At 32.8% G+C, this 23,112-nt stretch carries 41 protein-coding genes; 2 read left to right on the forward strand and 39 right to left on the reverse strand.

The annotated features are described in order from the left end of the window. The first annotated feature begins 44 nt into the window (after nt 1–44). Together EJJ37_RS14380 and EJJ37_RS14385 are read left to right on the forward strand one after the other, a co-directional pair. Nucleotides 45–542: an ImmA/IrrE family metallo-endopeptidase gene (locus EJJ37_RS14380; RefSeq protein WP_133016269.1), complete on the forward strand. Its 498-nt coding sequence runs from the start codon at nt 45–47 to the stop codon at nt 540–542. Nucleotides 543–637: 95 nt separating this feature from the next. After that, complete coding sequence (locus tag EJJ37_RS14385) at nt 638–1,660, forward strand: tyrosine-type recombinase/integrase (RefSeq protein WP_133016270.1); 1,023 nt, start codon at nt 638–640, stop codon at nt 1,658–1,660. A gap of 125 nt (nt 1,661–1,785) precedes the next feature. Here the strand turns inward: EJJ37_RS14385 and rpsI are convergent, their stop codons facing one another. The 39 genes from rpsI to EJJ37_RS14580 form a co-directional block, all read right to left on the reverse strand. Continuing rightward, nucleotides 1,786–2,178 (reverse strand): 30S ribosomal protein S9, encoded by a 393-nt coding sequence (rpsI, locus tag EJJ37_RS14390; RefSeq protein WP_133016271.1) that lies wholly within the window; start codon nt 2,176–2,178, stop codon nt 1,786–1,788. Between the two features lie 26 nt (nt 2,179–2,204). Further along, nucleotides 2,205–2,639 carry a 50S ribosomal protein L13 gene (gene rplM, locus EJJ37_RS14395; protein ID WP_042401459.1) on the reverse strand — a complete coding sequence of 145 codons (435 nt, stop codon included), beginning with the start codon at nt 2,637–2,639 and terminating at the stop codon, nt 2,205–2,207. Nucleotides 2,640–2,801: 162 nt separating this feature from the next. Beyond that, entirely contained in the window at nt 2,802–3,536 is a 735-nt protein-coding gene (gene truA / locus EJJ37_RS14400; protein ID WP_133016272.1) for a tRNA pseudouridine(38-40) synthase TruA, read from the reverse strand. A gap of 25 nt (nt 3,537–3,561) precedes the next feature. Then, entirely contained in the window at nt 3,562–4,359 is a 798-nt protein-coding gene (locus tag EJJ37_RS14405) for an energy-coupling factor transporter transmembrane component T family protein (protein ID WP_133016273.1), read from the reverse strand. Nucleotides 4,360–4,419: 60 nt separating this feature from the next. Continuing rightward, nucleotides 4,420–5,274 (reverse strand): energy-coupling factor transporter ATPase, encoded by an 855-nt coding sequence (locus tag EJJ37_RS14410; protein ID WP_133016274.1) that lies wholly within the window; start codon nt 5,272–5,274, stop codon nt 4,420–4,422. After that, on the reverse strand, nt 5,259–6,101 hold the full coding sequence (locus tag EJJ37_RS14415; RefSeq protein WP_133016275.1) for an energy-coupling factor transporter ATPase: 843 nt from the start codon (nt 6,099–6,101) through the stop codon (nt 5,259–5,261). Before EJJ37_RS14415 ends, EJJ37_RS14410 begins: the two co-directional genes overlap by 16 nt. 221 nt (nt 6,102–6,322) lie before the next feature. Continuing rightward, nucleotides 6,323–6,664: a 50S ribosomal protein L17 gene (gene rplQ, locus EJJ37_RS14420; protein WP_042401475.1), complete on the reverse strand. Its 342-nt coding sequence runs from the start codon at nt 6,662–6,664 to the stop codon at nt 6,323–6,325. 12 nt (nt 6,665–6,676) lie between these two features. After that, complete coding sequence (locus EJJ37_RS14425; protein ID WP_133016276.1) at nt 6,677–7,624, reverse strand: DNA-directed RNA polymerase subunit alpha; 948 nt, start codon at nt 7,622–7,624, stop codon at nt 6,677–6,679. Between the two features lie 102 nt (nt 7,625–7,726). Continuing rightward, nucleotides 7,727–8,347, reverse strand: a complete 621-nt coding sequence (gene rpsD, locus EJJ37_RS14430; RefSeq protein WP_133016277.1) for a 30S ribosomal protein S4 — start codon at nt 8,345–8,347, stop codon at nt 7,727–7,729. A gap of 31 nt (nt 8,348–8,378) precedes the next feature. Further along, the gene (gene rpsK / locus EJJ37_RS14435; RefSeq protein ID WP_005212098.1) at nt 8,379–8,774 is read right to left on the reverse strand and encodes a 30S ribosomal protein S11; all 396 of its coding nucleotides are present in this window, start codon (nt 8,772–8,774) and stop codon (nt 8,379–8,381) included. A 15-nt stretch (nt 8,775–8,789) separates the two neighbouring features. Next, nucleotides 8,790–9,158, reverse strand: a complete 369-nt coding sequence (rpsM, locus tag EJJ37_RS14440; protein ID WP_042401482.1) for a 30S ribosomal protein S13 — start codon at nt 9,156–9,158, stop codon at nt 8,790–8,792. Between the two features lie 213 nt (nt 9,159–9,371). Next, nucleotides 9,372–9,485 (reverse strand): 50S ribosomal protein L36, encoded by a 114-nt coding sequence (rpmJ, locus tag EJJ37_RS14445; RefSeq protein WP_003448032.1) that lies wholly within the window; start codon nt 9,483–9,485, stop codon nt 9,372–9,374. Between the two features lie 41 nt (nt 9,486–9,526). Next, nucleotides 9,527–9,745: a translation initiation factor IF-1 gene (infA, locus tag EJJ37_RS14450; RefSeq protein WP_005212092.1), complete on the reverse strand. Its 219-nt coding sequence runs from the start codon at nt 9,743–9,745 to the stop codon at nt 9,527–9,529. A 7-nt stretch (nt 9,746–9,752) separates the two neighbouring features. Beyond that, a complete protein-coding gene (locus tag EJJ37_RS14455; protein WP_133016278.1) occupies nt 9,753–10,034 on the reverse strand; it encodes a KOW domain-containing RNA-binding protein in 282 nt (93 codons plus the stop codon). 83 nt (nt 10,035–10,117) lie between these two features. Beyond that, entirely contained in the window at nt 10,118–10,867 is a 750-nt protein-coding gene (map, locus tag EJJ37_RS14460; RefSeq protein ID WP_133016279.1) for a type I methionyl aminopeptidase, read from the reverse strand. Then, nucleotides 10,867–11,517: an adenylate kinase gene (locus EJJ37_RS14465; protein WP_133016280.1), complete on the reverse strand. Its 651-nt coding sequence runs from the start codon at nt 11,515–11,517 to the stop codon at nt 10,867–10,869. Before EJJ37_RS14465 ends, map begins: the two co-directional genes overlap by 1 nt. A 23-nt stretch (nt 11,518–11,540) precedes the next feature. Next, nucleotides 11,541–12,818, reverse strand: a complete 1,278-nt coding sequence (gene secY, locus EJJ37_RS14470) for a preprotein translocase subunit SecY (RefSeq protein ID WP_133016281.1) — start codon at nt 12,816–12,818, stop codon at nt 11,541–11,543. A gap of 1 nt (nt 12,819) precedes the next feature. Continuing rightward, nucleotides 12,820–13,260, reverse strand: coding sequence for a 50S ribosomal protein L15 (gene rplO, locus EJJ37_RS14475; RefSeq protein ID WP_133016282.1), 441 nt, complete (start codon nt 13,258–13,260; stop codon nt 12,820–12,822). A 22-nt stretch (nt 13,261–13,282) separates the two neighbouring features. After that, on the reverse strand, nt 13,283–13,462 hold the full coding sequence (gene rpmD, locus EJJ37_RS14480; protein WP_005212077.1) for a 50S ribosomal protein L30: 180 nt from the start codon (nt 13,460–13,462) through the stop codon (nt 13,283–13,285). Nucleotides 13,463–13,474: 12 nt separating this feature from the next. Next, nucleotides 13,475–13,972 carry a 30S ribosomal protein S5 gene (gene rpsE, locus EJJ37_RS14485; RefSeq protein ID WP_032117040.1) on the reverse strand — a complete coding sequence of 166 codons (498 nt, stop codon included), beginning with the start codon at nt 13,970–13,972 and terminating at the stop codon, nt 13,475–13,477. 20 nt (nt 13,973–13,992) lie between these two features. Beyond that, nucleotides 13,993–14,355 (reverse strand): 50S ribosomal protein L18, encoded by a 363-nt coding sequence (gene rplR / locus EJJ37_RS14490; RefSeq protein WP_133016283.1) that lies wholly within the window; start codon nt 14,353–14,355, stop codon nt 13,993–13,995. Nucleotides 14,356–14,374: 19 nt separating this feature from the next. After that, a complete protein-coding gene (gene rplF, locus EJJ37_RS14495) occupies nt 14,375–14,917 on the reverse strand; it encodes a 50S ribosomal protein L6 (RefSeq protein WP_133016284.1) in 543 nt (180 codons plus the stop codon). A 65-nt stretch (nt 14,918–14,982) separates the two neighbouring features. Next, entirely contained in the window at nt 14,983–15,381 is a 399-nt protein-coding gene (rpsH, locus tag EJJ37_RS14500; protein ID WP_005212071.1) for a 30S ribosomal protein S8, read from the reverse strand. A 28-nt stretch (nt 15,382–15,409) separates the two neighbouring features. After that, nucleotides 15,410–15,595, reverse strand: a complete 186-nt coding sequence (locus EJJ37_RS14505; protein ID WP_005212070.1) for a type Z 30S ribosomal protein S14 — start codon at nt 15,593–15,595, stop codon at nt 15,410–15,412. Nucleotides 15,596–15,610: 15 nt separating this feature from the next. Next, nucleotides 15,611–16,153, reverse strand: a complete 543-nt coding sequence (gene rplE, locus EJJ37_RS14510; protein ID WP_133016285.1) for a 50S ribosomal protein L5 — start codon at nt 16,151–16,153, stop codon at nt 15,611–15,613. Nucleotides 16,154–16,175: 22 nt separating this feature from the next. Next, on the reverse strand, nt 16,176–16,490 hold the full coding sequence (rplX, locus tag EJJ37_RS14515) for a 50S ribosomal protein L24 (RefSeq protein WP_133016286.1): 315 nt from the start codon (nt 16,488–16,490) through the stop codon (nt 16,176–16,178). A gap of 17 nt (nt 16,491–16,507) precedes the next feature. After that, nucleotides 16,508–16,876, reverse strand: a complete 369-nt coding sequence (gene rplN / locus EJJ37_RS14520; RefSeq protein WP_133016287.1) for a 50S ribosomal protein L14 — start codon at nt 16,874–16,876, stop codon at nt 16,508–16,510. Between the two features lie 32 nt (nt 16,877–16,908). Continuing rightward, a complete protein-coding gene (rpsQ, locus tag EJJ37_RS14525) occupies nt 16,909–17,163 on the reverse strand; it encodes a 30S ribosomal protein S17 (RefSeq protein ID WP_005212062.1) in 255 nt (84 codons plus the stop codon). A 22-nt stretch (nt 17,164–17,185) separates the two neighbouring features. Next, nucleotides 17,186–17,398 carry a 50S ribosomal protein L29 gene (gene rpmC / locus EJJ37_RS14530; protein WP_005212060.1) on the reverse strand — a complete coding sequence of 71 codons (213 nt, stop codon included), beginning with the start codon at nt 17,396–17,398 and terminating at the stop codon, nt 17,186–17,188. Further along, on the reverse strand, nt 17,398–17,832 hold the full coding sequence (rplP, locus tag EJJ37_RS14535) for a 50S ribosomal protein L16 (RefSeq protein ID WP_040419026.1): 435 nt from the start codon (nt 17,830–17,832) through the stop codon (nt 17,398–17,400). Before rplP ends, rpmC begins: the two co-directional genes overlap by 1 nt. Nucleotides 17,833–17,850: 18 nt before the next feature. Continuing rightward, nucleotides 17,851–18,519, reverse strand: coding sequence for a 30S ribosomal protein S3 (rpsC, locus tag EJJ37_RS14540; RefSeq protein WP_042401527.1), 669 nt, complete (start codon nt 18,517–18,519; stop codon nt 17,851–17,853). 20 nt (nt 18,520–18,539) lie between these two features. Continuing rightward, nucleotides 18,540–18,875, reverse strand: a complete 336-nt coding sequence (rplV, locus tag EJJ37_RS14545; protein WP_005212053.1) for a 50S ribosomal protein L22 — start codon at nt 18,873–18,875, stop codon at nt 18,540–18,542. 21 nt (nt 18,876–18,896) lie between these two features. Beyond that, nucleotides 18,897–19,181 carry a 30S ribosomal protein S19 gene (rpsS, locus tag EJJ37_RS14550; protein WP_005212052.1) on the reverse strand — a complete coding sequence of 95 codons (285 nt, stop codon included), beginning with the start codon at nt 19,179–19,181 and terminating at the stop codon, nt 18,897–18,899. Nucleotides 19,182–19,246: 65 nt separating this feature from the next. Next, nucleotides 19,247–20,080 (reverse strand): 50S ribosomal protein L2, encoded by an 834-nt coding sequence (rplB, locus tag EJJ37_RS14555; RefSeq protein WP_133016288.1) that lies wholly within the window; start codon nt 20,078–20,080, stop codon nt 19,247–19,249. A 58-nt stretch (nt 20,081–20,138) separates the two neighbouring features. After that, nucleotides 20,139–20,435, reverse strand: a complete 297-nt coding sequence (rplW, locus tag EJJ37_RS14560) for a 50S ribosomal protein L23 (protein ID WP_133016289.1) — start codon at nt 20,433–20,435, stop codon at nt 20,139–20,141. Next, nucleotides 20,435–21,055 (reverse strand): 50S ribosomal protein L4, encoded by a 621-nt coding sequence (gene rplD / locus EJJ37_RS14565; protein ID WP_133016290.1) that lies wholly within the window; start codon nt 21,053–21,055, stop codon nt 20,435–20,437. The genes rplW and rplD overlap by 1 nt, the downstream gene beginning before the upstream one ends. Nucleotides 21,056–21,079: 24 nt before the next feature. Continuing rightward, nucleotides 21,080–21,709, reverse strand: a complete 630-nt coding sequence (rplC, locus tag EJJ37_RS14570) for a 50S ribosomal protein L3 (RefSeq protein ID WP_133016291.1) — start codon at nt 21,707–21,709, stop codon at nt 21,080–21,082. A gap of 80 nt (nt 21,710–21,789) precedes the next feature. Continuing rightward, nucleotides 21,790–22,098: a 30S ribosomal protein S10 gene (gene rpsJ / locus EJJ37_RS14575; RefSeq protein WP_021876938.1), complete on the reverse strand. Its 309-nt coding sequence runs from the start codon at nt 22,096–22,098 to the stop codon at nt 21,790–21,792. 888 nt (nt 22,099–22,986) lie between these two features. Continuing rightward, nucleotides 22,987–23,112: EF-Tu C-terminal domain-related protein (locus EJJ37_RS14580; protein ID WP_446005004.1), on the reverse strand; the 126-nt coding region annotated here is incomplete at its 5' end.

Genomic DNA, 23,112 nt, shown 5'->3' on the forward strand with positions numbered 1-23,112 from the left:
TTGCTATAATTTTGTTATATATTTTTGTAAGGGAGTAACATTATATGAAATACATTACAGACATTTATAAAATTATAGAAAAAGAAAAAATTCTTTATGAAGAAAGAGACCTTTCTAAATTTAAATCAAAAGGTTTGTATATTAAACTTAATGGATATAAGCCTATGATTTTTATAGATAAAAAAATTATACATATTAGTAATACTTATATCTCTATTCTAGCTGAAGAATTAGGACATTACTTTACTACACATGGAGATCTAATTGAAAATAGTAAGTCATTTAATGATAGCTTGCTAAAAATAAAAAAAGAAAGTTTAGCTCGTGAATGGGCTGCTAAATTCTTAATAAATAATGATGAATTTCTCCAAGCTCTTCTAGCTTGTATTTGTAGTAAATATGATATGTGTGAATATTTCAATGTAAATTCTGAGATATTAAGTACTAAAATAAATTCTATTTTAAGGGACGAAAAGAAATATAAAGAAATAAAAGAAAAGTTAAAAGAACATGAATTTCAATATAACTCATGTACAATTTAGCTTTAATACATATTAATAAAAAAATATTTATACATACACATTAGATTTATTATTTCTTTTATATTTTAATTAACTAAAGAATGGAGGTATTTATTATGAGACTGCCAAACGGATATGGAAGCGTATATAAATTATCAGGAAAAAGAAGAAATCCATTTATAGCAAGAAAAACTATTGGATGGAATGATGAAGGAAAACAAATATATAGAACTATTGGATACTATCAAACTAAAAAATTAGCCTTGCAAGCACTAGCCGACTTTAATGATAATCCTTATGATATTGAAGTATCAACTTTAACATTTTCGGATGTATTTGATAGATGGAAAGAACAAAAATTCAATGATATCTCTAAATCTGCTATAAATGGCTATAATGCTGCTTATGAGACGTCAAAAGAATTACATGATGTAAAATTTGTTGATATAAAAACAATGCATCTACAATCCATTATAAACAATTGTGGTAAAGGTTATGATACTCTAAGAAAAATTCGTGTTTTATACAATCAACTTTTCAAATATGCTATGGAAAATGATATTGTTAATAAAGACTATTCTTCTTTTATTGATATAGGGAAAAAAGTAGAACCTACATCTAGAAAACCATTTACAGAAAAAGAAATCCAACGCTTATTTTCTATGGTTGATTCTATCCCCTATACAGATACAATTCTTATAATGATTTATACTGGGTTAAGAATAGGTGAATTATTAATATTAAAACCTTCTGATATAAACTTGAAGGAAAGAACAATAACTGGTGGTATAAAAACTGATGCAGGTAAAAATAGAATAATTCCTATAAATAAAAAAGTTCTACCTTTTATTGAAAAAAGATTAAATGAAAATAATGAATATTTAATTATAAATGATTTAGGTAAACAAATGAAATATGATAATTATTATAAAGAAAAGTTTATACCTATAATGGAGCAATTAAACATGGACCATAAGCCTCATGATTGCCGTCATACTTTTGCTACTCTTATGAGTAATAGTAATGCTAATAAAACTGCAATAAAGAAAATTATAGGTCATAGTAGTTATGCTACAACAGAAAAGATTTATACACATAAAGATATTGAAGAATTGAGAAAAGCAGTAGATTTAATATAAAAATTTGTTAGTTACATGTTAGTTATATGTTAGTTATAGATAAAAAAATAGAGATTTTCATATATTTTTATATAAAAGGAAATCCCACAACTACTTGAGTTGTGGGATTTTGTAAACTCCAAATATTATCTCTTAGAGAATTGTGGAGCTCTTCTTGCTTTCTTAAGACCGTATTTCTTTCTTTCTTTCATTCTTGGGTCTCTTGTTACGAAACCAGCTTTCTTTAATTCAGATTTTAAGTTTTCATCTGATTTAATTAAAGCTCTTGTTATTCCGTGTCTGATAGCTCCAGCTTGACCTGTGAATCCACCACCGTGAACGTTAACTAATACATCAAATTTATCCTTAGTTCCTGTTAAAACTAATGGTTGGTTAACGATCATTCTTAAAGTTTCTAAACCAAAGAAATTTTCGATTTCTCTGTTATTGATAACAACTTTACCGTTTCCTGGTACAAGTCTAACTCTTGCAACTGATTTTTTTCTTCTTCCAGTACCCATGTATTGAACTTTTGCCATTTTTTATTCCTCCTCCCGAGCCTGTATTAGTACTTTAATTCAAGTACTTCTGGTTGTTGAGCTGCATGTTCGTGCTCAGCACCTTGGTATACTTTTAACTTCTTAAGCATTTTTCTTCCTAATACTCCTGTTGGAAGCATTCTTCTAACAGCTTCTTCGAAAGCGAACTCAGGTTTCTTAGCTAATACTTCTCTATATGGAGTCTCTTTTAATCCACCTGGATATAAACTGTGCTTTCTCATCATTTTTTGATCTAACTTCTTACCAGTTAAAACAACCTTTTCAGCATTGATAACTATTACGAAATCTCCGCAGTCAACATTTGGTGTAAATGTTGGCTTATTCTTTCCTCTTAATATTGAAGCAACTTGGCTAGCAACTCTTCCTAGTGGCTTACCAGCAGCATCAACAACATACCATTTTCTTTCAACTTCTTGTGCTTTTGCAATGTATGATTTCATGTTTTTCCCTCCCTGAACTTACATTTATCGTTATACCTCATATGTATAACATTTATGTCAAGACCTCGGGGCTCGTGGCCTTTCGTACATAAATTATTCTAACAAACAAATTAAATTATAATACACGCTTACGGGCGTGTCAACAATTTTTATTAAAAATTTTTAATAATATACTTCTTTTAACAATAATCCATTAGGTGGAACACAGTCACCAGCTAAAGTCCTATCCTTTTTAGCTATTATATCTGATATAGAACTCGCAGGAATCTTTCCTCTTCCAACATTTATTAAGGTCCCAACTATTATTCTAACCATATTATATAAAAAACCATCACCACTTACAGAAATTTTTATAATTTTTTCTGTTTTCTCTACTTTTATATCAAAAATAGTCCTTATAGTTCCTTTTACCGAACTTCCTTGGGTTTTAAAGGCAGCAAAATCATGAGTTCCAATAAATTGTTTTGCACCTTTCTTCATTTCTTCAATATTTAAATCATATTTATAATGGTATACTTGATTTCTCATTAATGCTGAAGGCACCTGATCATTTAATATGTAATATTCATATGTCTTACCTTTAGCACAATATCTTGCATGAAAATCTTCTTCTACCTTTTCAGATTTAATTACAACTATATCATTAGGTAGTTTAACATTTAGTGCCTCTCTAAACCTTTCTGGAGGCACATTAGTATTAGTTTTAAAGTTAGCAACAAAACCTTTTGCATGTACTCCAGCATCTGTTCTAGAGCTTCCTGTTACTTCACAAACTTCCTTAGTAACAAGAAAGAGAGCCTCTTCTATCTCTCCTTGTATTGTTCTCATTCCTTTTTGTTTTTGCCAACCATAATAATTAGTTCCATCATATTCCAAAGTTAACTTTATATTATTCAAGTTATCACCTTTTTAATCCAAATTATTAAATTGCAAATCTAACGATAAGCGTACTTACAAATAATAGTGCAAAAACTCCAAATGCAATAAAATCTTTAGAAGTGAACTTTAAAACTTTCATTCTAGTTCTACCAGCTCCCCCTCTATAGCATCTTGCTTCCATAGCCATTGCAAGCTCATCTGCTCTTCTAAAAGAACTAATAAATAACGGTACTAGTAATGGTATTAAGCTTTTTGCTTTTTGAATCAATCCACCTGTTTCAAAATCAGCACCTCTTGCTTTTTGTGCCTTCATTATTTTATCAGTTTCATCTATAAGAGTAGGTATAAATCTCAATGCTATTGTCATCATCATAGCTAATTCATGTGCAATTTCTTTTCCAATAGGTTTTAATAGTCTTTCTATTCCATCTGTTAATTCTATAGGGGATGTTGTTAATGTTAAAACTGAAGTTCCCATTATAAGAAGTATTAATCTTATTGCCATAAAAAATGCAGTTCTTATTCCTGATTCATAAATTTTTATAAATCCAAGATGAAAAATCAATCTACCTTCTCTAAGCATAAAAATATTTAATATAGCTGTTAGTGCTATTAATAAAAATACAGGTTTTAATCCTTTATAAAGATACCTTGGAGATATTTTTGCAATATAAACTACCAAAGCTAAAAACGCTACAACAAATATATACCCAACAAATTTATCAATAATAAATAAACTTATTATAAATAAAAATGAAATTAATATTTTTGTTCTTGGATCTAGTTTATGTATAAAAGATTCACCTGGTATATATTGACCTATAGTTATATCTTTAATCATTTAAAACTTCTCTCTTTCATATATTTTTTATCTAAACAAATTTATACAATTAATAAAATATTATTTTTTTAATAACATTCTTAAAATCTCTTTACTACCTTGTTCAACTGTAAACACTTCATCAGAAACATTAAATCCTTTTTCTTTTAATGCTCTCATTAAATAAGTTACTTGTGGCACTGCTAGACCTATCTCTTCTAATATTTCAACCTCTTTGAAGATCTCTGCTGGTTTACCCATTAATGCAACTTTTCCTTTATTCATAACAACTATTCTTTCAGCTAGCTTTCCAACATCCTCCATACTATGGCTAACTAATACAATTGTCATTTTGTATTTTTCATGAAGTATTTTTATTTGTTCTAAAATATCATCTCTTCCTTTAGGATCTAATCCAGCTGTAGGTTCATCTAATATTAAAACCTTTGGTTCCATTGCAATAACACCTGCTATAGCAACTCTTCTCTTTTGTCCTCCACTTAAATCAAATGGTGAAACATCCTTATATGTTTCATAATCTAATCCTACCATCTCCATAGACTTTTTAACTCTATCAGAAACTTCTTCTTGACTTAGTCCTAGGTTATTGGGTCCAAATGCTATATCCTTTTCAATTGTTTCTTCAAATAATTGATATTCTGGATACTGAAATACTAAACCTATTTTCTTTCTTATATCTGTAAGTTTAGTTTCTTTATTAGTAAGATCAATATCATCAACTAGAATTCTACCTGAACTAGGTTCTAATAATCCATTTAAGTGTTGTATTAAAGTTGATTTTCCTGATCCTGTATGCCCTATTAAAGCCAAAAACTCTCCGTCTTCAATAACTAAGTTTACATCATCTAATGCTTTTTTTTCAAAAGGTGTTTTAGGCATATATACATGCGTTAAATTTTCTATTTTAATTGACATAATGCACTCACCATCTCATTCACATTTAAAATTTTCGTATCTATATCTATTCCAGCTTTTCTAAGCTCATAACATATTTCTGTTACTTGAGGAACATCTAATCCTATTTTCTTCATAGTCTCAACATGTGAAAAAACATCACGTGGAACTCCTTCAATGATAGCTTTTCCTTTATCCATTACTATAACCCTATCAGCTTCTGCTGCTTCATCCATATAGTGAGTTATTAATATCACAGTTATTCCATGCTTCTTATTTAATTCCTTAATATTATTAATTACTTCTTTTCTTCCTGATGGATCAAGCATTGCTGTTGGTTCATCAAAAATTATGCATTTAGGTTGCATTGCTAATATGCCAGCAATAGCAATTCTTTGTTTTTGACCACCTGATAATAAATGAGGTGCATGTCTTTTATATTCACTCATTCCAACCTTTTCTAATGCAGCATCAACTCTTTCTCTAATTTCTTGTGGCGGAATACCTAAATTTTCTGGACCAAATGCTACATCTTCTTCTACTATAGTGGCTACTAATTGGTTATCTGGATTTTGAAACACCATTCCGGCAGTAGATCTTATATCCCATATATTATTTTCATCTAATGTATCTAATCCATTAACTATAACAGTCCCCTCAGTAGGAGTTAATAACGCATTCATATGCTTTGCTACTGTTGATTTTCCTGATCCATTGTGTCCTAATATTACTAAAAATTCACCTTTGCTAACCTCTAAATTTAATCCATCTATTGCTAATTTTTCTATTCCTTCTTCACCTGTAGAATATTTGAATACTACATTTTTACACTCTATCATTTTCTCCATATATATCCCTCCTTTAGTAGCATTATTAAATTATATAATTAAGTTATATAAATTTGATATAAATTTCCATAACTTAATTATATATAAGCATCAATTAATTACAAGTATTTCACTTAAGTTGTTATCTTCTTATATTTTGCAAGAAAAAAATATTTAATCACTGTTTTTTGTTTTTATATACAAAAATGGGGATTAAGTTAAACTTAATCCCCAGAGTGAAATTATACTAATTCAAGTATAACAACTTCAGCTCCGTCTCCTCTTCTAGGACCTTTTTTGATCATTCTAGTGTATCCGCCGTTTCTTTCAGCGTACTTTGGAGCGATTTCATCAAATAATGTCTTAACTACATCTTCTTCTAAAACGTAAGCTAAAACTTGTCTTCTAGCGTGAAGATCTCCTCTTTTTGCAAGAGTAATCATCTTTTCAGCTATAGATCTAGCTTCTTTAGCTCTAGTTTCAGTAGTTTCAATTCTACCATGCTTTAAGAAGCTAGTAACAAGACTTCTTAACATAGCTCTTCTTTGGTCTGTAGAAAGACCTAACTTACGATAACCTGCCATGGATTTACCTCCCTACTCGTCGCTTAGTTTTAAGGCTAAACCTAATTCCTTAAGCTTTCTTTCAACTTCTTCTAAGGATTTCTTTCCTAGATTTCTTACCTTCATCATATCATCCATTGATTTACCAGCAAGCTCTTGAACTGTATTGATTCCAGCTCTCTTTAAGCAGTTATAAGATCTAACTGAAAGGTCTAGTTCTTCAACAGTCATTTCTAGGACTTTTTCCTTTTTATCTTCTTCTTTTTCAATCATAATTTCAACATCATTAGTTGCAACGCCTAATGACATGAATAATTTGAAGTGCTCTATTAAAATCTTAGCTGATAAGCTTATAGCTTCATCTATTTTAATAGTTCCATTAGTCCAAATCTCAAGTGTTAATTTGTCATAATCAGTGATTTGACCAACTCTAGTATTGTCAACAGTAAAGTTAACTCTCTTAACTGGAGTGTAGATAGAATCAATAGCTATTGCTGAAAGTGGTAATGAATCACTCTTATTTTTATTTTGAGTAACATATCCTCTTCCTCTATTAACTGTTAATTCCATATACAGTCTTCCATTCTCATCAAGAGTTGCTATGTGTAAATCTTTGTTTATAACTTCAACATTTCCATCAGTCTTAATGTCTGCACCTGTAACAACTCCAGGTCCTTTTGCATCTATATAAATAGTTTGTGGACCTTCGCCTTCCATTGTAAGTGCTAAAGATTTGATATTAAGAATTAATTCAGTAACATCTTCTTTAACTCCTTGTACAGTTGAGAATTCATGAAGCACTCCATCAATTTTAATTGATGTAGTAGCTACACCTGGAAGTGATGATAAAAGAATTCTTCTCATTGCATTTCCAAGTGTAATACCATATCCTCTTTCTAATGGTTCAACTACATATTTACCATATGTACCATCTTCATTTGATTCTATACACTCAATTATTGGCTTTTCTATTTCTAACATGTACAAACCCTCCTTGTATATAAAATGGCAACCTTATTACGAGGGCAACTGATTCCATTTAATAATCTAGTATAATATCTTAATATTAAAAATATTAATTTATTATTTGCTGTATAATTCGACAATTAGAGTTTCGTTAACTGGTACGTCAATGTCTTCTCTAGCTGGCGCAGCAACTACTTTACCTTCATAGTTTTCAACATTAGCTTCTAACCATTTTGGTAATGTTTTTGGATTTTCTACGAAAGTCTTGAACTTTTCAGTTCCTCTGCTCTTTTCACAAACAGATATTACATCGTTAACTGATACTCTGTATGATGGAATATCAACTTTCTTACCATTTACTAAGAAATGACCATGAGTAACTAATTGTCTAGCTTCGTTTCTTGAAGCACCGTATCCTAATCTGTACGCAACGTTATCTAATCTCATTTCTAGTAACATTAATAAGTTTTCACCAGTGATTCCCTTCATGTGGTCAGCCTTTTCATAGTAAGTTCTGAATTGACCTTCTAAAACACCGTATATTCTTCTAGCTTTTTGCTTTTCTCTTAATTGTACTCCGTAGTTAGATAACTTTTTCTTAGCTGCTCCGTGTTGTCCTGGTGCATAGCTTCTTCTTACGAAAGCACATTTATCTGTATAACATCTATCTCCCTTAAGGAATAGCTTTTGACCTTCTCTTCTACATAATCTACATGTAGCTCCAGTATATCTTGCCATTCGTTACACCTCCTGTTGAATTTAAATATAATTAGACTCTTCTTCTCTTCGGTGGTCTACATCCGTTGTGTGGAATTGGAGTAACGTCTTTAATTAGAGTTACTTCTAAACCTGCAGCTTGTAATGATCTTATAGCTGCTTCTCTACCAGCACCTGGTCCTTTAACGTATACTTCTATACTCTTTAAACCGTGTTCCATAGCTGCTTTAGCTGCAGTTTCTGCTGCCATTTGAGATGCAAATGGTGTGCTCTTTCTTGAACCTCTGAAACCTAAAGCTCCAGCACTTGACCATGATAAAGCATTTCCAGCCGCATCAGTTAAAGTAACTATTGAGTTATTGAAAGTTGATTGGATGTGTGCAGCACCATGCTCAACATTCTTTCTTTCTTTTCTTCTTCTAGTAGTCTTTTTGACTTTTTGAGCCATCGAAATCCCTCCTCACTACTTCTTCTTATTTGCGATAGTCTTCTTAGGACCTTTTCTAGTTCTAGCGTTAGTCTTAGTTTTTTGTCCTCTAACTGGAAGACCTTTTCTATGTCTGATTCCTCTGTAACAACCTATTTCAACTAATCTCTTAATGTTTAAAGCAACATCTCTTCTTAAGTCACCTTCAACCATTAAGTTCTTGTTTACATAGTTTCTGATTTCATTTACTTCATCCTCAGTAAGATCCTTAATTCTAGTATCTGGATTAATTCCAGTAGTAGCTAATATCTTTTGAGAAGTAGATAAACCAACTCCGTATATATATGTTAGACCTATTTCAACTCTTTTTTCCTTTGGTAGGTCAACTCCTGCTATTCTTGCCATTGAACTTACACCTCCTGTTTATTGAAATGCAATTTTTTATTTTTGCTTTTGGTAAATTTATATTAAAATCTTAGGTCAATAGGTTAAAAACCTATCGTCAGCCGTACCTAAAATTAATAAGCTGATTTAAACGCCTATATAATAATATTGAACTTTCAAAAAAAAGTCAACATATTAATATTTGTAAATTATTCTGCCTAATATTAAATTATATTAGCCTTGTTTTTGCTTGTGCTTAGGATTTTCACAGATTACCATTACTCTTCCTTTTCTTCTTATAATCTTGCACTTTTCGCAAATAGGCTTAACTGATGGTCTTACTTTCATCGCTAACCCTCCTTGTGTAATTTATGGTAAACTTTTTTACCTTATTTTGCTCTCCAAGTAATTCTTCCTCTTGTTAGGTCGTATGGAGAAAGCTCTATAGTAACCTTATCTCCAGGTAGAATTCTTATGAAGTTCATTCTTAATTTTCCTGATATGTGAGCTAAAATTTTATGACCACTTTCTAACTCAACTTGAAACATTGCATTTGGTAAAGCCTCTAAGACTACACCTTGCATTTCTATTACATCATCTTTTGACATAAGGTAATCAACCCTCCTTAACAATGCCTTTTAGTTTTAGAAATCTCTTAATTTTTAAATCAGTACCTTTATCCTTTAATATAATTGATGCTTTAATCTCATCATCTACATTTTCTAAAACAATAAAATGTTTTATATTTTTCTTCTTAGGCATCTGAATTGTCTTATTACTTCCATTACTTAGAAGGTAATAATCATCATCTACTTTATCAACAATAACGTAATAATGATCTTTATCTCTTCCGCATTTTGAAAGAACAATTTTCCCAATTAAGTCATTGTTTTGCAAATTTCTTTCACCTCGATGATTACCTTAGCCATAAATCTACAAGCCACCTTTTGGTATCATGCGAATTTATAACTAAGCAACACTTATTTAATCAGTGTTAATATCTCCGGTCCATCTGGTAAAATTACAACAGTGTTTTCGTAGTGAGCCGAAAGGCTCTTATCTGCTGAGACTACTGTCCAATCATCACCTAAAGTAGCTACTCTATATGTTCCCATATTAACCATAGGTTCTATAGCTAAAGTCATACCAGCAACTAATTTTGGACCTCGGCCTGGTCTTCCGAAGTTAGGAACTTCTGGATCCTCATGGACACTTCTTCCTATTCCGTGACCTACGAAATCTCTTACAACTGAGAAACCTGAAGCCTCAACATAGCGTTGTATTTCATGCGAAATATCAGTTAGTCTATTTCCAACTTTAGCAAACTCCAAACCTTTAAAGAAAGATTCTTCAGTAACTTTTATAAGTTTATTTGCTTGTTCTGAAATATCACCTACAGCAAATGTTCTTGCTGCATCACCATGAAACCCATTAATATGTGCTCCACAGTCTACACTAATAATATCTCCCTCTTTTAATACATACCCTCCTGGTATTCCATGAACTACTTGCTCATTAACAGATATACATAGTGAAGCAGGAAATCCATAGAGCCCTTTAAATGAAGGTATTGCCCCATGCTTAGTTATAAATTCTTCTGCTATCCTATCTAATTCAGCAGTAGTTATTCCTGGTTTAACTTTTTTTTCAACAAGTAGTAGAGTTTCTGCTACAATTCTTCCTGCAATCCTCATTAGGTCGATTTCTTTATCATTTTTGATAATAATCATTAGTTTGCACTCCCTAATATATCACAGATACCTTCGAATACTTCATTAATAGCTTTTGTTCCATCTACTGTGGAAAGTAAGTTTTTCTCTTTATAAAAATCAATCAGTGGTTGTGTTTGTCTTTCATAGACATCTAATCTCTCTTTTACTGTTTCTTCAACATCATCTTTTCTTTGGATAATGTTATCACCACAAACATCGCAAACTCCATCAACAACTGGTGGATTAAACTTGATATGATAACTAGCTCCACATGATAAACAAACTCTTCTTCCTGTCATTCTTTCAAGTATGAAACTGCTAGGTACTTCGATACATAAAGCTGTATCTAAGTTTTCATTTCTTGAATCTAAAAACTCTTGTAGAGCTTCTGCTTGAGCAACAGTTCTTGGGAAACCATCTAATAGATAACCATTTTCACAGTCTTCCCATGTTAGTCTATCTTTAACCATATTAATAGTTACTTCATCTGGTACTAATTGACCATTATCAATATATTGCTTAGCTTCTATTCCTAAAGGGGTTTCTTCTGAAATATTCTTTCTAAAGATATCCCCAGTAGAAATATGTGGTATAGAGTATCTATTACTAATTGATTTTGCCTGTGTTCCTTTTCCAGCCCCAGGAGGACCTAATAATACTATCTTCACGGGCATCATCTCCATTATAAAATCTATTTTAAGAATCCTTGATAGTGTCTCATAACTAATTGTGAATCTAATTGTCTAGAAAAATCTAAACCAACTCCAATTAATATTAATAATGACGTTCCACCAAATTGAATTCCGCTTAAAGCTGTATAATTACTAATTAATATTGGAGTAACAGCTAGTAACGCTGCAAATAATCCCCCTATTAGAGATACTTTTGTAAGTACTCTTTCAAAATACTTCTCTGTAGCCTCACCTGGTCTTACACCTGGTACAAAGCCTGCAGACTTATGAAGATTTTCAGCCATTTCATCTGGTTTAAATGTTATTTGAGTATAGAACCAAGTAAAGAATACTGTTAATACTGCATAACAAACTGGATACATCCATGTACTTTTATTAAAAATACTATATGAACTTGTTAATATCCATTTAGACCATCCCTTATCTGGGAAGAAATTAGCTATTGTTTCAGGGAACATCATTACAGACATTGCAAATATTATCGCAATAACTGCTGATCCTATTATACTTAATGGTATATGAGTGGATTGACCTTTCATAACCTTAGCACCTACTGCCTTACCAGCATATTGGATTGGCACTCTTCTCTCTGCTAATGAGAAGTAAATTGTAACTGCTAATAGTGCTAATGCACCAATTAAGAATAATCCTATTTCTATTATAGAAATTTCACCTGCTTCTTTTAATGTAAATAATGACATTAAAGTTGTAGGTAATTGAGATACTATATTAACGAATATTAATATTGAAACTCCATTTCCAAATCCTTTTTGAGTTATTTGGTCACCAAGCCACATACAGAAAGTAGATCCTACAACTAATGAAATTAGTACTACAGCTTTTTCACCTGTTCCTAATCCACTTGCTGCACCTTGTGCTGCAATCATTGAATAAATTCCAATTGCTAATACAAATCCGATTGCTATAGAAGCATATCTTGTAATAGATTGAATTTTCTTTCTACCTTCTTCACCCTCTTTAGAAAGTTGTTCTAAAGATGGAATTGCAATTGTTAATAATTGCATTATGATTGATGCATTAATATAAGGTGAAACACTTAATGCAAATATACTAAACTTGCTTAAAGCTCCTCCTGATATTAAATTGTAAAACCCAAGCAACCCATCAGAGTTAGTCATTGAGCTTAAATAACTAGTATCAATTCCAGGAACTGGAATATGTATTCCTATCCTGAAAATTGCTACTAAAAATATCGTCCATAAAAATCTTTTTCTTAGTTCCGGAACCTTCCAGGCATTACGTAGGGTTGATAGCATATTATATCACCTCAACTTTTCCTCCAGCTGCTTCTATCTTTTCAGCCGCTGCCTTAGACATTTTACATCCTTGAACAGTTAGGCTCTTTTCTAATGTTCCGTTTCCTAATATCTTAACTCCGTCTAAAACTTTAGATATTACTCTTGTTTCAAGTAATAATTCTGGAGTTACTACTGTGCCGTTTTCGAATATGTTTAATCTATCAACGTTGATAGAAACAATTTTCTTAGCGAAGATATTAGTGAATCCTCTCTTAGGAAGTCTTCTGTATAATGGCATTTGACCACCTTCAAATCCTGGTCTAACTCCACCGCCTGATCTAGCTTTTTGTCCTTTTTCACCTTTACCAGCGTTTCTTCCTAAACCTGAACCAGTACCTCTACCAACTCTCTTAGGAGCTTTCTTGCTACCAGCTGCTGGCTTTAATTCATGAAGTTTCATATCTTAGTGCACCTCCTCTTTATTATACTTCTTCTACTTTTAATAAGTAGTCAACTTTGTTGATCATACCTCTGATTTGAGGAGTATCCTCATGCTCTACAGTTTTATTAATCTTTCTTAGACCAAGAGCATTTGCAGTAGCGATATGGTCTTTCTTTCTGCCTATTAAGCTTTTAACTAAAGTAACCTTTATCTTTGCCATTGCGTATACCTCCTAACCTAATATTTCTTCTACAGTTTTGCCTCTTAACTTAGCTATATCTTCAGCTGTTCTTAAGCTTGCTAAACCGTTAATTGTAGCATTTACCATGTTTCTTGGATTGTTTGAACCTAAAGACTTAGCTCTAACGTCCTTTAACCCTGCTAATTCAAGTACAGCTCTTGCTGGTCCACCAGCGATAACTCCTGTACCTTCTTTAGCTGGCATGATTAAAACTTTACCAGTTCCAAACTTACCATATATTTCATGAGGAACTGTTGTTCCAACTATAGCAACGCTAACCATGTTTTTCTTAGCGTCTTCGATACCTTTTTTAATTGCTTCTGGGATTTCGATTGACTTACCCATTCCTACGCCTACGTGTCCGTTCTCATCACCAACAACAACTAAAGCGCTGAATCTGAAGTTTCTACCACCCTTAACAACCTTAGTAACTCTGTTTATAAAAACAACCTTTTCCTTAAGGTCTAGTGTGCTAGGATCGATTCTCATTGATTTCCCTCCTTGTTTGATTAGAATTTTAAGCCTGCTTCTCTAGCGCTTTCTGCTAATGTTTGAACTCTTCCGTGATATACGTATCCACCTCTATCGAATACAACTTCAGTAATACCTTTATCTAAAGCTCTCTTAGCAACTAGTTCACCAACTAATTTAGCAGCTTCTTTGTTTCCGCCTACTTTAACGTCAACATCTTTATCTAATGTTGAAGCAGATACTAAAGTAACAGCATTTATATCATCTATGATTTGAGCATATATATTTTTTTCACTTCTGTAAACTGAAAGTCTTGGTCTTTCAGGAGTACCAGAAATTTTCTTACGTACTCTAAGGTGACGCTTTGCTCTATTTGCCTTTTTGTCTGCCTTCTTGAACATAAGGTTCACTCCTTCCTAATTATTTCTTACCAGTTTTACCTTCTTTACGTCTGATAACTTCGCCTTCGAACTTAATTCCTTTACCCTTATATGGTTCAGGTTTTCTCCACTTTCTGATATCAGCAGCAGCAGCACCAACTAATTGCTTATCGATTCCTGATACAACTACCTTTGTAGCTGCTGGAGTTTCGAAAGTAATTCCTTCAGCTGGTTCTATTTCAACTGGGTGTGAATATCCTAAGTTCATTACAAGTTTCTTTCCTTGTAATTGAGCTCTGTAACCAACACCGATTAATTCTAGAGTCTTTTGGTATCCCTTTTCAACTCCTATGATCATGTTGTTGATTAATGCTCTAGTTAAACCGTGAAGAGCTCTGTGCTCTTTAACGTCACTAGGTCTTGTAACAACAACTTGGTTGTCTTCAACTGCTATATTCATGTCTTTGTCCATAGCCTTAACTAATTGCCCTTTAGGTCCTTTTACAGTAACAACGTTATCTTCAGAAACTGTTACTGTAACACCAGCAGGGATAGCTATTGGTAATCTACCTACTCTTGACATAACCGCACCTCCTGTATTACTTGTTAGATCTATATGTTAATCTAGTTAATTTTCAAAATTAGTTACTACCAAACGTAGCAAACAACTTCTCCGCCTAAGCCTAATTTTCTAGCTTCTCTGTCTACAACTATACCTTTTGAAGTTGAAATTACAGCGATTCCTAATCCATTAAGAACTCTTGGAACTTCATCTTTCTTACAGTATACTCTTAAACCTGGCTTTGATATTCTCTTAATTCCAGTTATAACTCTTTCTTTGTTAGAACCGTATTTAAGAGATAATCTCATCATTGGAACAACACCGTCATTGTATTCTTCAATATTTTTGATGTATCCCTCTTGTAATAATATATTTGCAACAGCCTTCTTTACGTTTGAAGAAGGAACTTCTACTACTTCGTGTCTTACAGCATTCGCATTTCTAATACGAGTTAGTAAATCTGCGATAGGATCTGTCATAACCATTTAATTTGCCTCCTTTCAGTCGTTAGGTTTACCAGCTTGCCTTCTTACAACCAGGAATTTCACCTTTGTAAGCAAGTTCTCTAAAGCATATACGGCAAATACCAAACTTTCTTAATACTGCATGTGGTCTTCCACATATTCTGCATCTTGTATAAGCTCTTGTTTTATATTTAGGAGCTTTGCTCCACTTTTCAATAATAGCTTTACGTGCCACAGTTTTCCCTCCTTATTATTGAGCGAATGGCATTCCAAGGAATCTTAATAATTCTCTTGCTTCTTCGTCAGTTTTTGCAGTTGTAACGAAGATGATATCCATTCCTCTAACCTTATCGATTTTATCGTATTCTATTTCTGGGAATATTAATTGTTCTTTAATTCCTAAAGAATAATTTCCTCTTCCATCAAATGCTCTATCAGAAACCCCTCTGAAGTCTCTAACTCTTGGAAGAGCTATTGACATTAGCTTATCAGCAAATTCAAACATCTTTGCTCCTCTTAATGTAACTTTACATCCTAATGCCATGTTTTCTCTTATCTTAAAGTTAGCAACTGATTTCTTTGCTCTAGTTAAGATTGGCTTTTGTCCTGAGATAAGTTGTAAATCAGCAACCGCAGATTCTAAAACCTTTTGGTTATCCTTAGCTTCTCCAACTCCCATATTTATAACGATTTTTTCAAGCTTTGGAACTTCCATGATGTTTTTGTATCCGAACTTTTCTGTCATAGCTTGAATTACTTCATTTGTGTACTTCTCTTGAAGTCTTGGTGTCATAATTAGTACCTCCTTTCAGATTTTAGAATGTTTCTCCACACTTCTTACAAACTCTAACCTTAGTACCATCTTCTAAGATTTTATTGCTAATTCTTGTAGCATTTTTGCATTTTGTGCAGTATAACATAACTTTTGAGCTGTATATAGCTCCTTCTTTTTCTATTATTCCACCTTGAGCGTTTGCTCTAGTTGGCTTTTGGTGTTTCTTTACTATGTTAACTCCTTGAACAAGAACTTTTCCTGTTTTTGGGTATACTTTTAAAACTTCACCAGTCTTTCCAGCATCTTTACCAGAAATAACTACTACTGTGTCGTTCTTTTTAACGTGTAACTTCAAATTAGCCACCTCCTCTATTATAGAACTTCTGGTGCTAATGATAATATTTTGTTAAATTCTTTATCTCTTAGCTCCCTAGCAACTGGTCCGAAGATACGAGTTCCTCTTGGTTGCTTATCTTCTTTTATTATAACAGCAGCGTTCTCATCGAATTTGATGTATGAACCGTCAGCTCTTCTTAATCCTCTTACTGATCTAACAATAACAGCTTTTACAACGTCACCTTTTTTAACAACTCCGCCTGGTGTTGCACTTTTAACGCTAGCTACTATTACATCTCCAATGTTACCGAACTTTCTCTTTGATCCGCCTAAAACTCTGATACACATAATTTCTTTTGCACCTGAGTTATCTGCTACCTTTAATAAGGTTTGTTGTTGTATCATTGAAATTTACCCTCCTTTCAGTCTTTAAAAGCTTATTTAGCTCTTTCAACTATTTCAACAAGTCTCCATCTCTTATCTTTAGATAATGGTCTAGTTTCCATTATTAATACTCTATCATTCATGTTAGCTTCATTGTTTTCATCATGAGCCTTGAATTTAGTAGTTCTGTTCATAGTTTTTCCGTATAGTGGATGTCTTACCTTAGTTTCAACAGCAACTACGATAGTTTTATCCATTTTATCAGAAACAACTCTACCGATTTTCTTCTTTCTTAATCCTCTTTCCATTAGGGGCTACCTCCTTCCAGATTTACTGTTCAAATGCCCTGATCTCTTCTTCTCTAATGATGGTTTTGATTTGGGCTATAGATTTCTTTACTTCTCTTATTCTCATAGGATTTTCTAATTGTCCTGTAGCTAATTGGAATCTTAAGTTGAATAATTCAGCTTTTAATTCTCCTAACTTAGCAACTAAATCTTGAGGATTATTTGCTCTTAAATCTTTTAATTCTCTAGCCTTCATTATTCTTCACCACCCATTTCCTCAAAATCTCTTCTTGTAACGAATTTACACTTTACAGGAAGTTTGTGTGATGCAAGTCTCATTGCTTCTCTTGCAACTTCTTCGTTAACTCCTGATAATTCGAATAATACTCTACCAGGTTTAACTACAGCTACCCAGTATTCTGGTGAACCTTTACCAGAACCCATTCTTGTTTCAGCTGGTTTTTCAGTAACTGGCTTATCTGGGAATACTTTTATCCAAAGTTTTCCTCCTCTTCTAATGTATCTGTTAATTGCTATTCTGGCAGATTCTATTTGGTTACTTGTTATCCATCCACAAGTTTGCGCTTGGATACCAAAATCTCCGTATGCAAGGAAATTACCTCTAGTAGCTTTTCCTTTCATTCTACCACGTTGTACCTTACGATGCTTAACTCTTTTAGGCATTAACATGATTATATTCCTCCTTTCTTACGCGTTAACTTCTTCCTTCTTTTCAACTTTTTTAGTTGGAAGAACTTCTCCATTATAAACCCAAACTTTAACTCCGATCTTACCGTATGTTGTATCTGCTTCAGCAAATCCATAATCGATATCAGCTCTTAATGTTTGTAGTGGAATTGTTCCTTCATGATATTGTTCAGTTCTAGCGATTTCAGCTCCGCCTAATCTTCCTGAACAAGCTGTTTTAACACCCTTAGCTCCTAATTTCATAGCTCTTTGGATGCTTTGTTTCATAGCTCTTCTGAAAGAAACTCTTTTTTCTAATTGAGCAGCAATGTTTTCAGCAACTAATTGAGCGTTTGCTTCAGCATTCTTAACTTCAACTATGTTTATTAAAATGTTCTTTCCGTTTACTAATTTAGCAACCTTAGCTTTTAAAGCTTCGATTCCTGCACCACCTTTACCGATAACAACACCTGGTTTAGCAGTATATATATTTAACTTAACTCTTTTAGCTGATCTTTCGATTTCAATCTTAGCGATACCAGCTGAGAAAAGTTCTTTCTTTACGAATTCTCTTATTTTGTTATCTTCGATTAAGTTATCTGCAAATGTTCTCTTATCAGCATACCATTTTGCATCCCAACCTTTGATAACTCCAACTCTAAGTCCGTGAGGATGTACTTTTTGACCCACTTGTTTTTCCCTCCTTCTTACTAAGCTCTTTCTTTAACTACTACTGTTATATGACTTGTTCTCTTGTTGATTCTGAACGCTTTTCCGTGGTCCATTGGTCTGAATCTCTTTAAAGTTGGACCAGCACCTACGAATGTTTCAGCAACATATAAGTTTTCAACATTTAAGTCATGATTGTTCTCTGCATTTGCAACAGCTGATTTTAAAACTTTGTTTATAACAACTGCAGCATCTTTTGGAGTGTATTGTAATATAGCGAAAGCCTCGTTAACGTTTTTTCCTCTTATTAAATCAAGAACAACTCCTACTTTCATTGGAGACATTCTAACATATTTAGCTATAGCTCTAGCTTCCATTGGTGTTCCTCCTTTCCCAGATTACTTTCTTTTTCTTGATGCTTTTTCGTCGTAATCGTGTCCTCTGTATGTTCTAGTAAGAGCAAATTCTCCTAATTTGTGTCCTACCATATCCTCGCTCACATATACTGGAACGTGTTTTCTACCATCATGAACAGCGATTGTATGACCAATCATTTGTGGGAAAATTGTTGATGATCTTGACCAAGTCTTAACAACCTTATTTTCACCATTAGCATTCATTTCTTCTATCTTCTTTAAAAGTCCTTCGTGTACGAAAGGTCCCTTTTTTATTGATCTACTCACTATAATTTGCCTCCCTTCATAATCTCTAGGCCCAGTAAGCCTGAAGAGAATTAATTTCTCTTCAATTACTTACTATTTCTTCTCTTTATTATGAATCTATCAGAATACTTCTTATTCTTTCTAGTCTTGTATCCAAGTGCTGGTTTACCCCATGGAGTAACTGGACTTGGTCTACCGATTGGTGATCTACCTTCACCACCACCGTGAGGGTGATCGCAAGGGTTCATTACAGAACCTCTAACTGTAGGTCTCCATCCCATGTGTCTCTTTCTACCAGCTTTACCAATGTTGATGATATCGTTAGTAGTGTTAGAAACTGTACCGATTGTAGCTCTACATTCGATTCTTACATATCTCATTTCACCTGAAGGTAATCTTAATGTTGCATAGTTACCTTCTTTAGCCATTAATTGAGCAGAAGTACCTGCTGATCTAACCATTTGGCCACCTTTACCAGCTTGTAATTCTATGTTGTGAACAACTGTACCAACTGGCATATCTTTTAATGCTTTTGCATTACCAACTTTGATATCAGCTTCTGGTCCAGATACGATTGTATCTCCAACCTTTAATCCTACTGGTGCAAGAATGTATCTCTTTTCACCATCAGCATATACTACTAAAGCAATGTATGCTGTTCTGTTTGGATCGTATTCTATTGTAGCAACTTTTGCTGGAATACCATCCTTATTTCTCTTGAAATCTATTATTCTGTATTTTCTCTTAGCTCCACCACCGTGGTGTCTTACAGTTATTTTACCTTGAGCATTTCTACCACCAGTTTTCTTTAAAGAAACAAGAAGTGATTTCTCTGGGCTGTTTGTAGTTATTTCTTCAAAACTTGCCATTGTCATTTGTCTTCTTGATGGTGTAGTAGGTCTAAACTTTTTAACTGCCATGCTAATTCCCTCCTTCTTTAAGCTTATCTGGTATCTTTACCAATACTTCGCTTTGATATTATTGCATTCCTTCGAAGAATTCAATACCTTTGCTATCTTGAGCTAATGTGATTATAGCTTTCTTTTGGTCAGCTCTCTTACCAACATGTACGCCCATTCTCTTAGTTTTTCCCATAGTTCTTATTGTTTGAACTTTTTCAACTTTAACGCCGAAAACTTCTTCAACCGCTTTCTTTATTTGAACTTTGTTAGCGCTCATATGAACTATGAAAGTGTACTTCTTTTCTGCCATTGCAGCCATTGACTTTTCAGTTATAACTGGTTTTCTGATTATATCGTGGCTTGTTAACTTCATTATGCGTACACCTCCTCAATCTTTGATACAGCATCCTTAGTCATGATTACTTTTGAGTATTTTAATAAATCATAAACGTTGATGTTGTTAACTGGAAGTACTGCTACTCCTTCTATGTTTCTAGCTGATTTGTAAACTGTTTCGTTTGCTTCAGCAGTAACGATTAATGTCTTCTTAGCATTGAAAGCATTTAACATTTTAACAATTTCCTTAGTCTTAGGAGCTTCTAATGTTAAGCTATCTAATACTACCATTTCATCATTTTGAACTTTGCTAGTTAATGCTGATAACATAGCAACTCTTCTCATTGATTTTGGTATTGACATTCTGTAATCTCTTGGCTTTGGTGCGAATACAACTCCACCTTTGATCCATTGTGGTGCTCTGATTGATCCTTGTCTAGCTCTACCAGTTCCCTTTTGTCTCCAAGGCTTGATTCCGCCCCCTCTAACCTCAGCTCTAGTCTTAGCTGATTGAGTTCCTTGTCTCTTGTTAGCTAATAATGCAACAACTACTTGGTGCATAGCATCTGCATTCACTTCAACAGCGAATACTTTATCATTTAATTGAATATCTTCAATTTTATTTCCTTCTTTGTTAAATAATCCTACTGTAGGCATTCTGTCTCCTCCTTTCTAAAGAAATTAAGCTTTAACAGCGTTTCTTATTACAACTGTGCTCTTGTTAGCACCTGGGATACCACCCTTAACTAATATTAAGTTCTTTTCAGCTATTACTTTAACAACTTCTAAGTTTAATACTGTAGTGTTAACAGCTCCCATGTGACCTGGCATGTTCTTGTTCTTGAATGTTCTTGATGGATCAGAAGAAGCTCCCATTGAACCTACTGCTCTGTGGAACTTAGAACCGTGTGACATTGGCCCTCTGTTTGCATTCCATCTCTTAATAACACCTTGGAATCCCTTACCTTTAGAAACTCCTGAAACGTCAATCTTATCTCCAGCTGCGAATATATCAGCTTTGATTTCTTGACCTACTTCGTAAGCGCTGCAATCTTCTAATCTGAACTCTTTTAATGTTCTTCTTAAAGATACTCCAGCCTTAGCAAAGTGTCCTTTTCTTGGCTTATTAACTAATTTTTCTCTTATTTCACCGAAACCAACTTGTATTGCTTCATAACCATCCTTTTCGATAGTCTTCTTTTGAACAACAACACATGGTCCAGCTTCTACTACAGTTACAGGAACTACCTTTCCATTTTCATCAAAAATTTGAGTCATTCCTATTTTCTTACCGATTATAGCTTTTTTCATGTATTTACACCTCCTAAACGTATTAGCGGATTGCTTTTGCAATCATAACCGTTCAAACTGTTTATTTAATAGTTAAGCTATTATAGCTTTATTTCGATATCTACACCAGCAGGTAAGTTTAATCTCATTAATGCATCAACAGTTTTTGGTGATGGATTAACGATGTCGATTAATCTCTTGTGTGTTCTGATTTCGAATTGTTCTCTTGAATCTTTGTACTTATGAACAGCTCTTAATATTGTAACAACATCTTTTTCAGTAGGTAGTGGTACTGGACCTGCAACCTTAGCTCCTGTTGATTTAGCTGTTTCAACGATTTTTTCAGCAGATTGATCTAATATAGTGTGATCAAAAGCCTTTAATCTGATTCTTATTTTTTGTTTTGACATTCTGGTTTCCCTCCTTTTCATGTACGCTTTACTTCTAACGCACAACAGCAATAGTTATGTAAACTGTTCCTGGTGTTTCCTACCTAAGAACACAAATTACTATTCCTGCCGTCGGATTCTAGATCCTGACTTGCTCCTCAAGAATAACCCGGAAGTCCGGCAACCTCTTGATTCATCGCGTTATGCTACACAACTTCTTTATTATACTATCTTTATAAATCTTTATCAAGACTTTTTTTTCATCTTTTTTTAACCATTTTTTATAAAAATTTTTTAAGTTTTTAGAAGTAATCCTGTCGTTCAACTGTTATAATTTTATATCGAATTTAAAATTTTTTCAATAGTATATTTGATGAAATTTTAGTTTCTCTTACCTTATATTATATATATTTAACCAATTTATTCTATTATAAACACTTTTTGTGTCTATTTTTAGTTTTTATTTATATTTTTATTAAATAAAATTAAATATCTCTATAATACATAGAATAGAAATAATTAATTAATCATTTCTACAAATATATATCCATTACGATAATCTAATTCTAATTCAATAAACATTTGATTACTTATTTTAAATATACGTATATAACAAATTATATAACTTAAGTTTTTGTAATTAAAAAACATTAATCTTCTCAATGCCAATATGCTAATTTATCTCTAGCAAATTAACTTTTCATAATATCATATTAAAATATATACTTAGAACTAATTTTATCTCTTCTAAATATTTTGTATTATAATTATCCCCCAAAAAAAGATATAAAAAAGAAAGAGTAAAGGCGTCCCCTTACTCTTTCTATTTTTGTGATCACAATTGTTAAGCGCTTTAATTTAAAATTTATATTTAAAAAGAATTTAAAACTTAAATTTAAAAGTTTAAAACTATTCGATTATAGAAGTAACAACTCCTGAACCTACAGTTCTTCCACCTTCTCTGATAGCGAATCTTAAACCTTCATCCATAGCTACTTGAGTGATTAACTCAACGTTCATATCGATGTGGTCTCC

It is taken from the genome of Clostridium cuniculi (assembly GCF_004353185.1).
GTDB lineage: Bacteria > Bacillota > Clostridia > Clostridiales > Clostridiaceae > Clostridium > Clostridium cuniculi.

Excerpts from the sequence above, each read along its gene's own strand:
- EJJ37_RS14380 (WP_133016269.1), top strand. The coding sequence starts at position 45 with ATGAAATACATTACAGACATTTATAAAATTATAGAAAAAGAAAAAATT.
- EJJ37_RS14385 (WP_133016270.1), top strand. The coding sequence starts at position 638 with ATGAGACTGCCAAACGGATATGGAAGCGTATATAAATTATCAGGAAAA.
- rpsI (WP_133016271.1), bottom strand. The coding sequence starts at position 2,178 with ATGGCAAAAGTTCAATACATGGGTACTGGAAGAAGAAAAAAATCAGTT.
- rplM (WP_042401459.1), bottom strand. The coding sequence starts at position 2,639 with ATGAAATCATACATTGCAAAAGCACAAGAAGTTGAAAGAAAATGGTAT.
- EJJ37_RS14405 (WP_133016273.1), bottom strand. The coding sequence starts at position 4,359 with ATGATTAAAGATATAACTATAGGTCAATATATACCAGGTGAATCTTTT.
- EJJ37_RS14410 (WP_133016274.1), bottom strand. The coding sequence starts at position 5,274 with ATGTCAATTAAAATAGAAAATTTAACGCATGTATATATGCCTAAAACA.
- EJJ37_RS14415 (WP_133016275.1), bottom strand. The coding sequence starts at position 6,101 with ATGGAGAAAATGATAGAGTGTAAAAATGTAGTATTCAAATATTCTACA.
- rplQ (WP_042401475.1), bottom strand. The coding sequence starts at position 6,664 with ATGGCAGGTTATCGTAAGTTAGGTCTTTCTACAGACCAAAGAAGAGCT.
- EJJ37_RS14425 (WP_133016276.1), bottom strand. The coding sequence starts at position 7,624 with ATGTTAGAAATAGAAAAGCCAATAATTGAGTGTATAGAATCAAATGAA.
- rpsD (WP_133016277.1), bottom strand. The coding sequence starts at position 8,347 with ATGGCAAGATATACTGGAGCTACATGTAGATTATGTAGAAGAGAAGGT.
- rpsK (WP_005212098.1), bottom strand. The coding sequence starts at position 8,774 with ATGGCTCAAAAAGTCAAAAAGACTACTAGAAGAAGAAAAGAAAGAAAG.
- rpsM (WP_042401482.1), bottom strand. The coding sequence starts at position 9,158 with ATGGCAAGAATAGCAGGAGTTGACCTACCAAAGGAAAAAAGAGTTGAA.
- rpmJ (WP_003448032.1), bottom strand. The coding sequence starts at position 9,485 with ATGAAAGTAAGACCATCAGTTAAGCCTATTTGCGAAAAGTGCAAGATT.
- infA (WP_005212092.1), bottom strand. The coding sequence starts at position 9,745 with ATGTCAAAAGATGATGTAATAGAAATGCAAGGTGTAGTCTTAGAGGCT.
- map (WP_133016279.1), bottom strand. The coding sequence starts at position 10,867 with ATGATTATTATCAAAAATGATAAAGAAATCGACCTAATGAGGATTGCA.
- secY (WP_133016281.1), bottom strand. The coding sequence starts at position 12,818 with ATGCTATCAACCCTACGTAATGCCTGGAAGGTTCCGGAACTAAGAAAA.
- rplO (WP_133016282.1), bottom strand. The coding sequence starts at position 13,260 with ATGAAACTTCATGAATTAAAGCCAGCAGCTGGTAGCAAGAAAGCTCCT.
- rpmD (WP_005212077.1), bottom strand. The coding sequence starts at position 13,462 with ATGGCAAAGATAAAGGTTACTTTAGTTAAAAGCTTAATAGGCAGAAAG.
- rpsE (WP_032117040.1), bottom strand. The coding sequence starts at position 13,972 with ATGAGAATCGATCCTAGCACACTAGACCTTAAGGAAAAGGTTGTTTTT.
- rplR (WP_133016283.1), bottom strand. The coding sequence starts at position 14,355 with ATGTTCAAGAAGGCAGACAAAAAGGCAAATAGAGCAAAGCGTCACCTT.
- rplF (WP_133016284.1), bottom strand. The coding sequence starts at position 14,917 with ATGTCAAGAGTAGGTAGATTACCAATAGCTATCCCTGCTGGTGTTACA.
- rpsH (WP_005212071.1), bottom strand. The coding sequence starts at position 15,381 with ATGGTTATGACAGATCCTATCGCAGATTTACTAACTCGTATTAGAAAT.
- rplE (WP_133016285.1), bottom strand. The coding sequence starts at position 16,153 with ATGACACCAAGACTTCAAGAGAAGTACACAAATGAAGTAATTCAAGCT.
- rplN (WP_133016287.1), bottom strand. The coding sequence starts at position 16,876 with ATGATACAACAACAAACCTTATTAAAGGTAGCAGATAACTCAGGTGCA.
- rpsQ (WP_005212062.1), bottom strand. The coding sequence starts at position 17,163 with ATGGAAAGAGGATTAAGAAAGAAGAAAATCGGTAGAGTTGTTTCTGAT.
- rpmC (WP_005212060.1), bottom strand. The coding sequence starts at position 17,398 with ATGAAGGCTAGAGAATTAAAAGATTTAAGAGCAAATAATCCTCAAGAT.
- rplP (WP_040419026.1), bottom strand. The coding sequence starts at position 17,832 with ATGTTAATGCCTAAAAGAGTTAAGCATCGTAAGGTACAACGTGGTAGA.
- rplV (WP_005212053.1), bottom strand. The coding sequence starts at position 18,875 with ATGGAAGCTAGAGCTATAGCTAAATATGTTAGAATGTCTCCAATGAAA.
- rplB (WP_133016288.1), bottom strand. The coding sequence starts at position 20,080 with ATGGCAGTTAAAAAGTTTAGACCTACTACACCATCAAGAAGACAAATG.
- rplW (WP_133016289.1), bottom strand. The coding sequence starts at position 20,435 with ATGAAGTTAACAAGCCACGATATAATCAGAAAACCAGTTATAACTGAA.
- rplD (WP_133016290.1), bottom strand. The coding sequence starts at position 21,055 with ATGCCTACAGTAGGATTATTTAACAAAGAAGGAAATAAAATTGAAGAT.
- rplC (WP_133016291.1), bottom strand. The coding sequence starts at position 21,709 with ATGAAAAAAGCTATAATCGGTAAGAAAATAGGAATGACTCAAATTTTT.
- rpsJ (WP_021876938.1), bottom strand. The coding sequence starts at position 22,098 with ATGTCAAAACAAAAAATAAGAATCAGATTAAAGGCTTTTGATCACACT.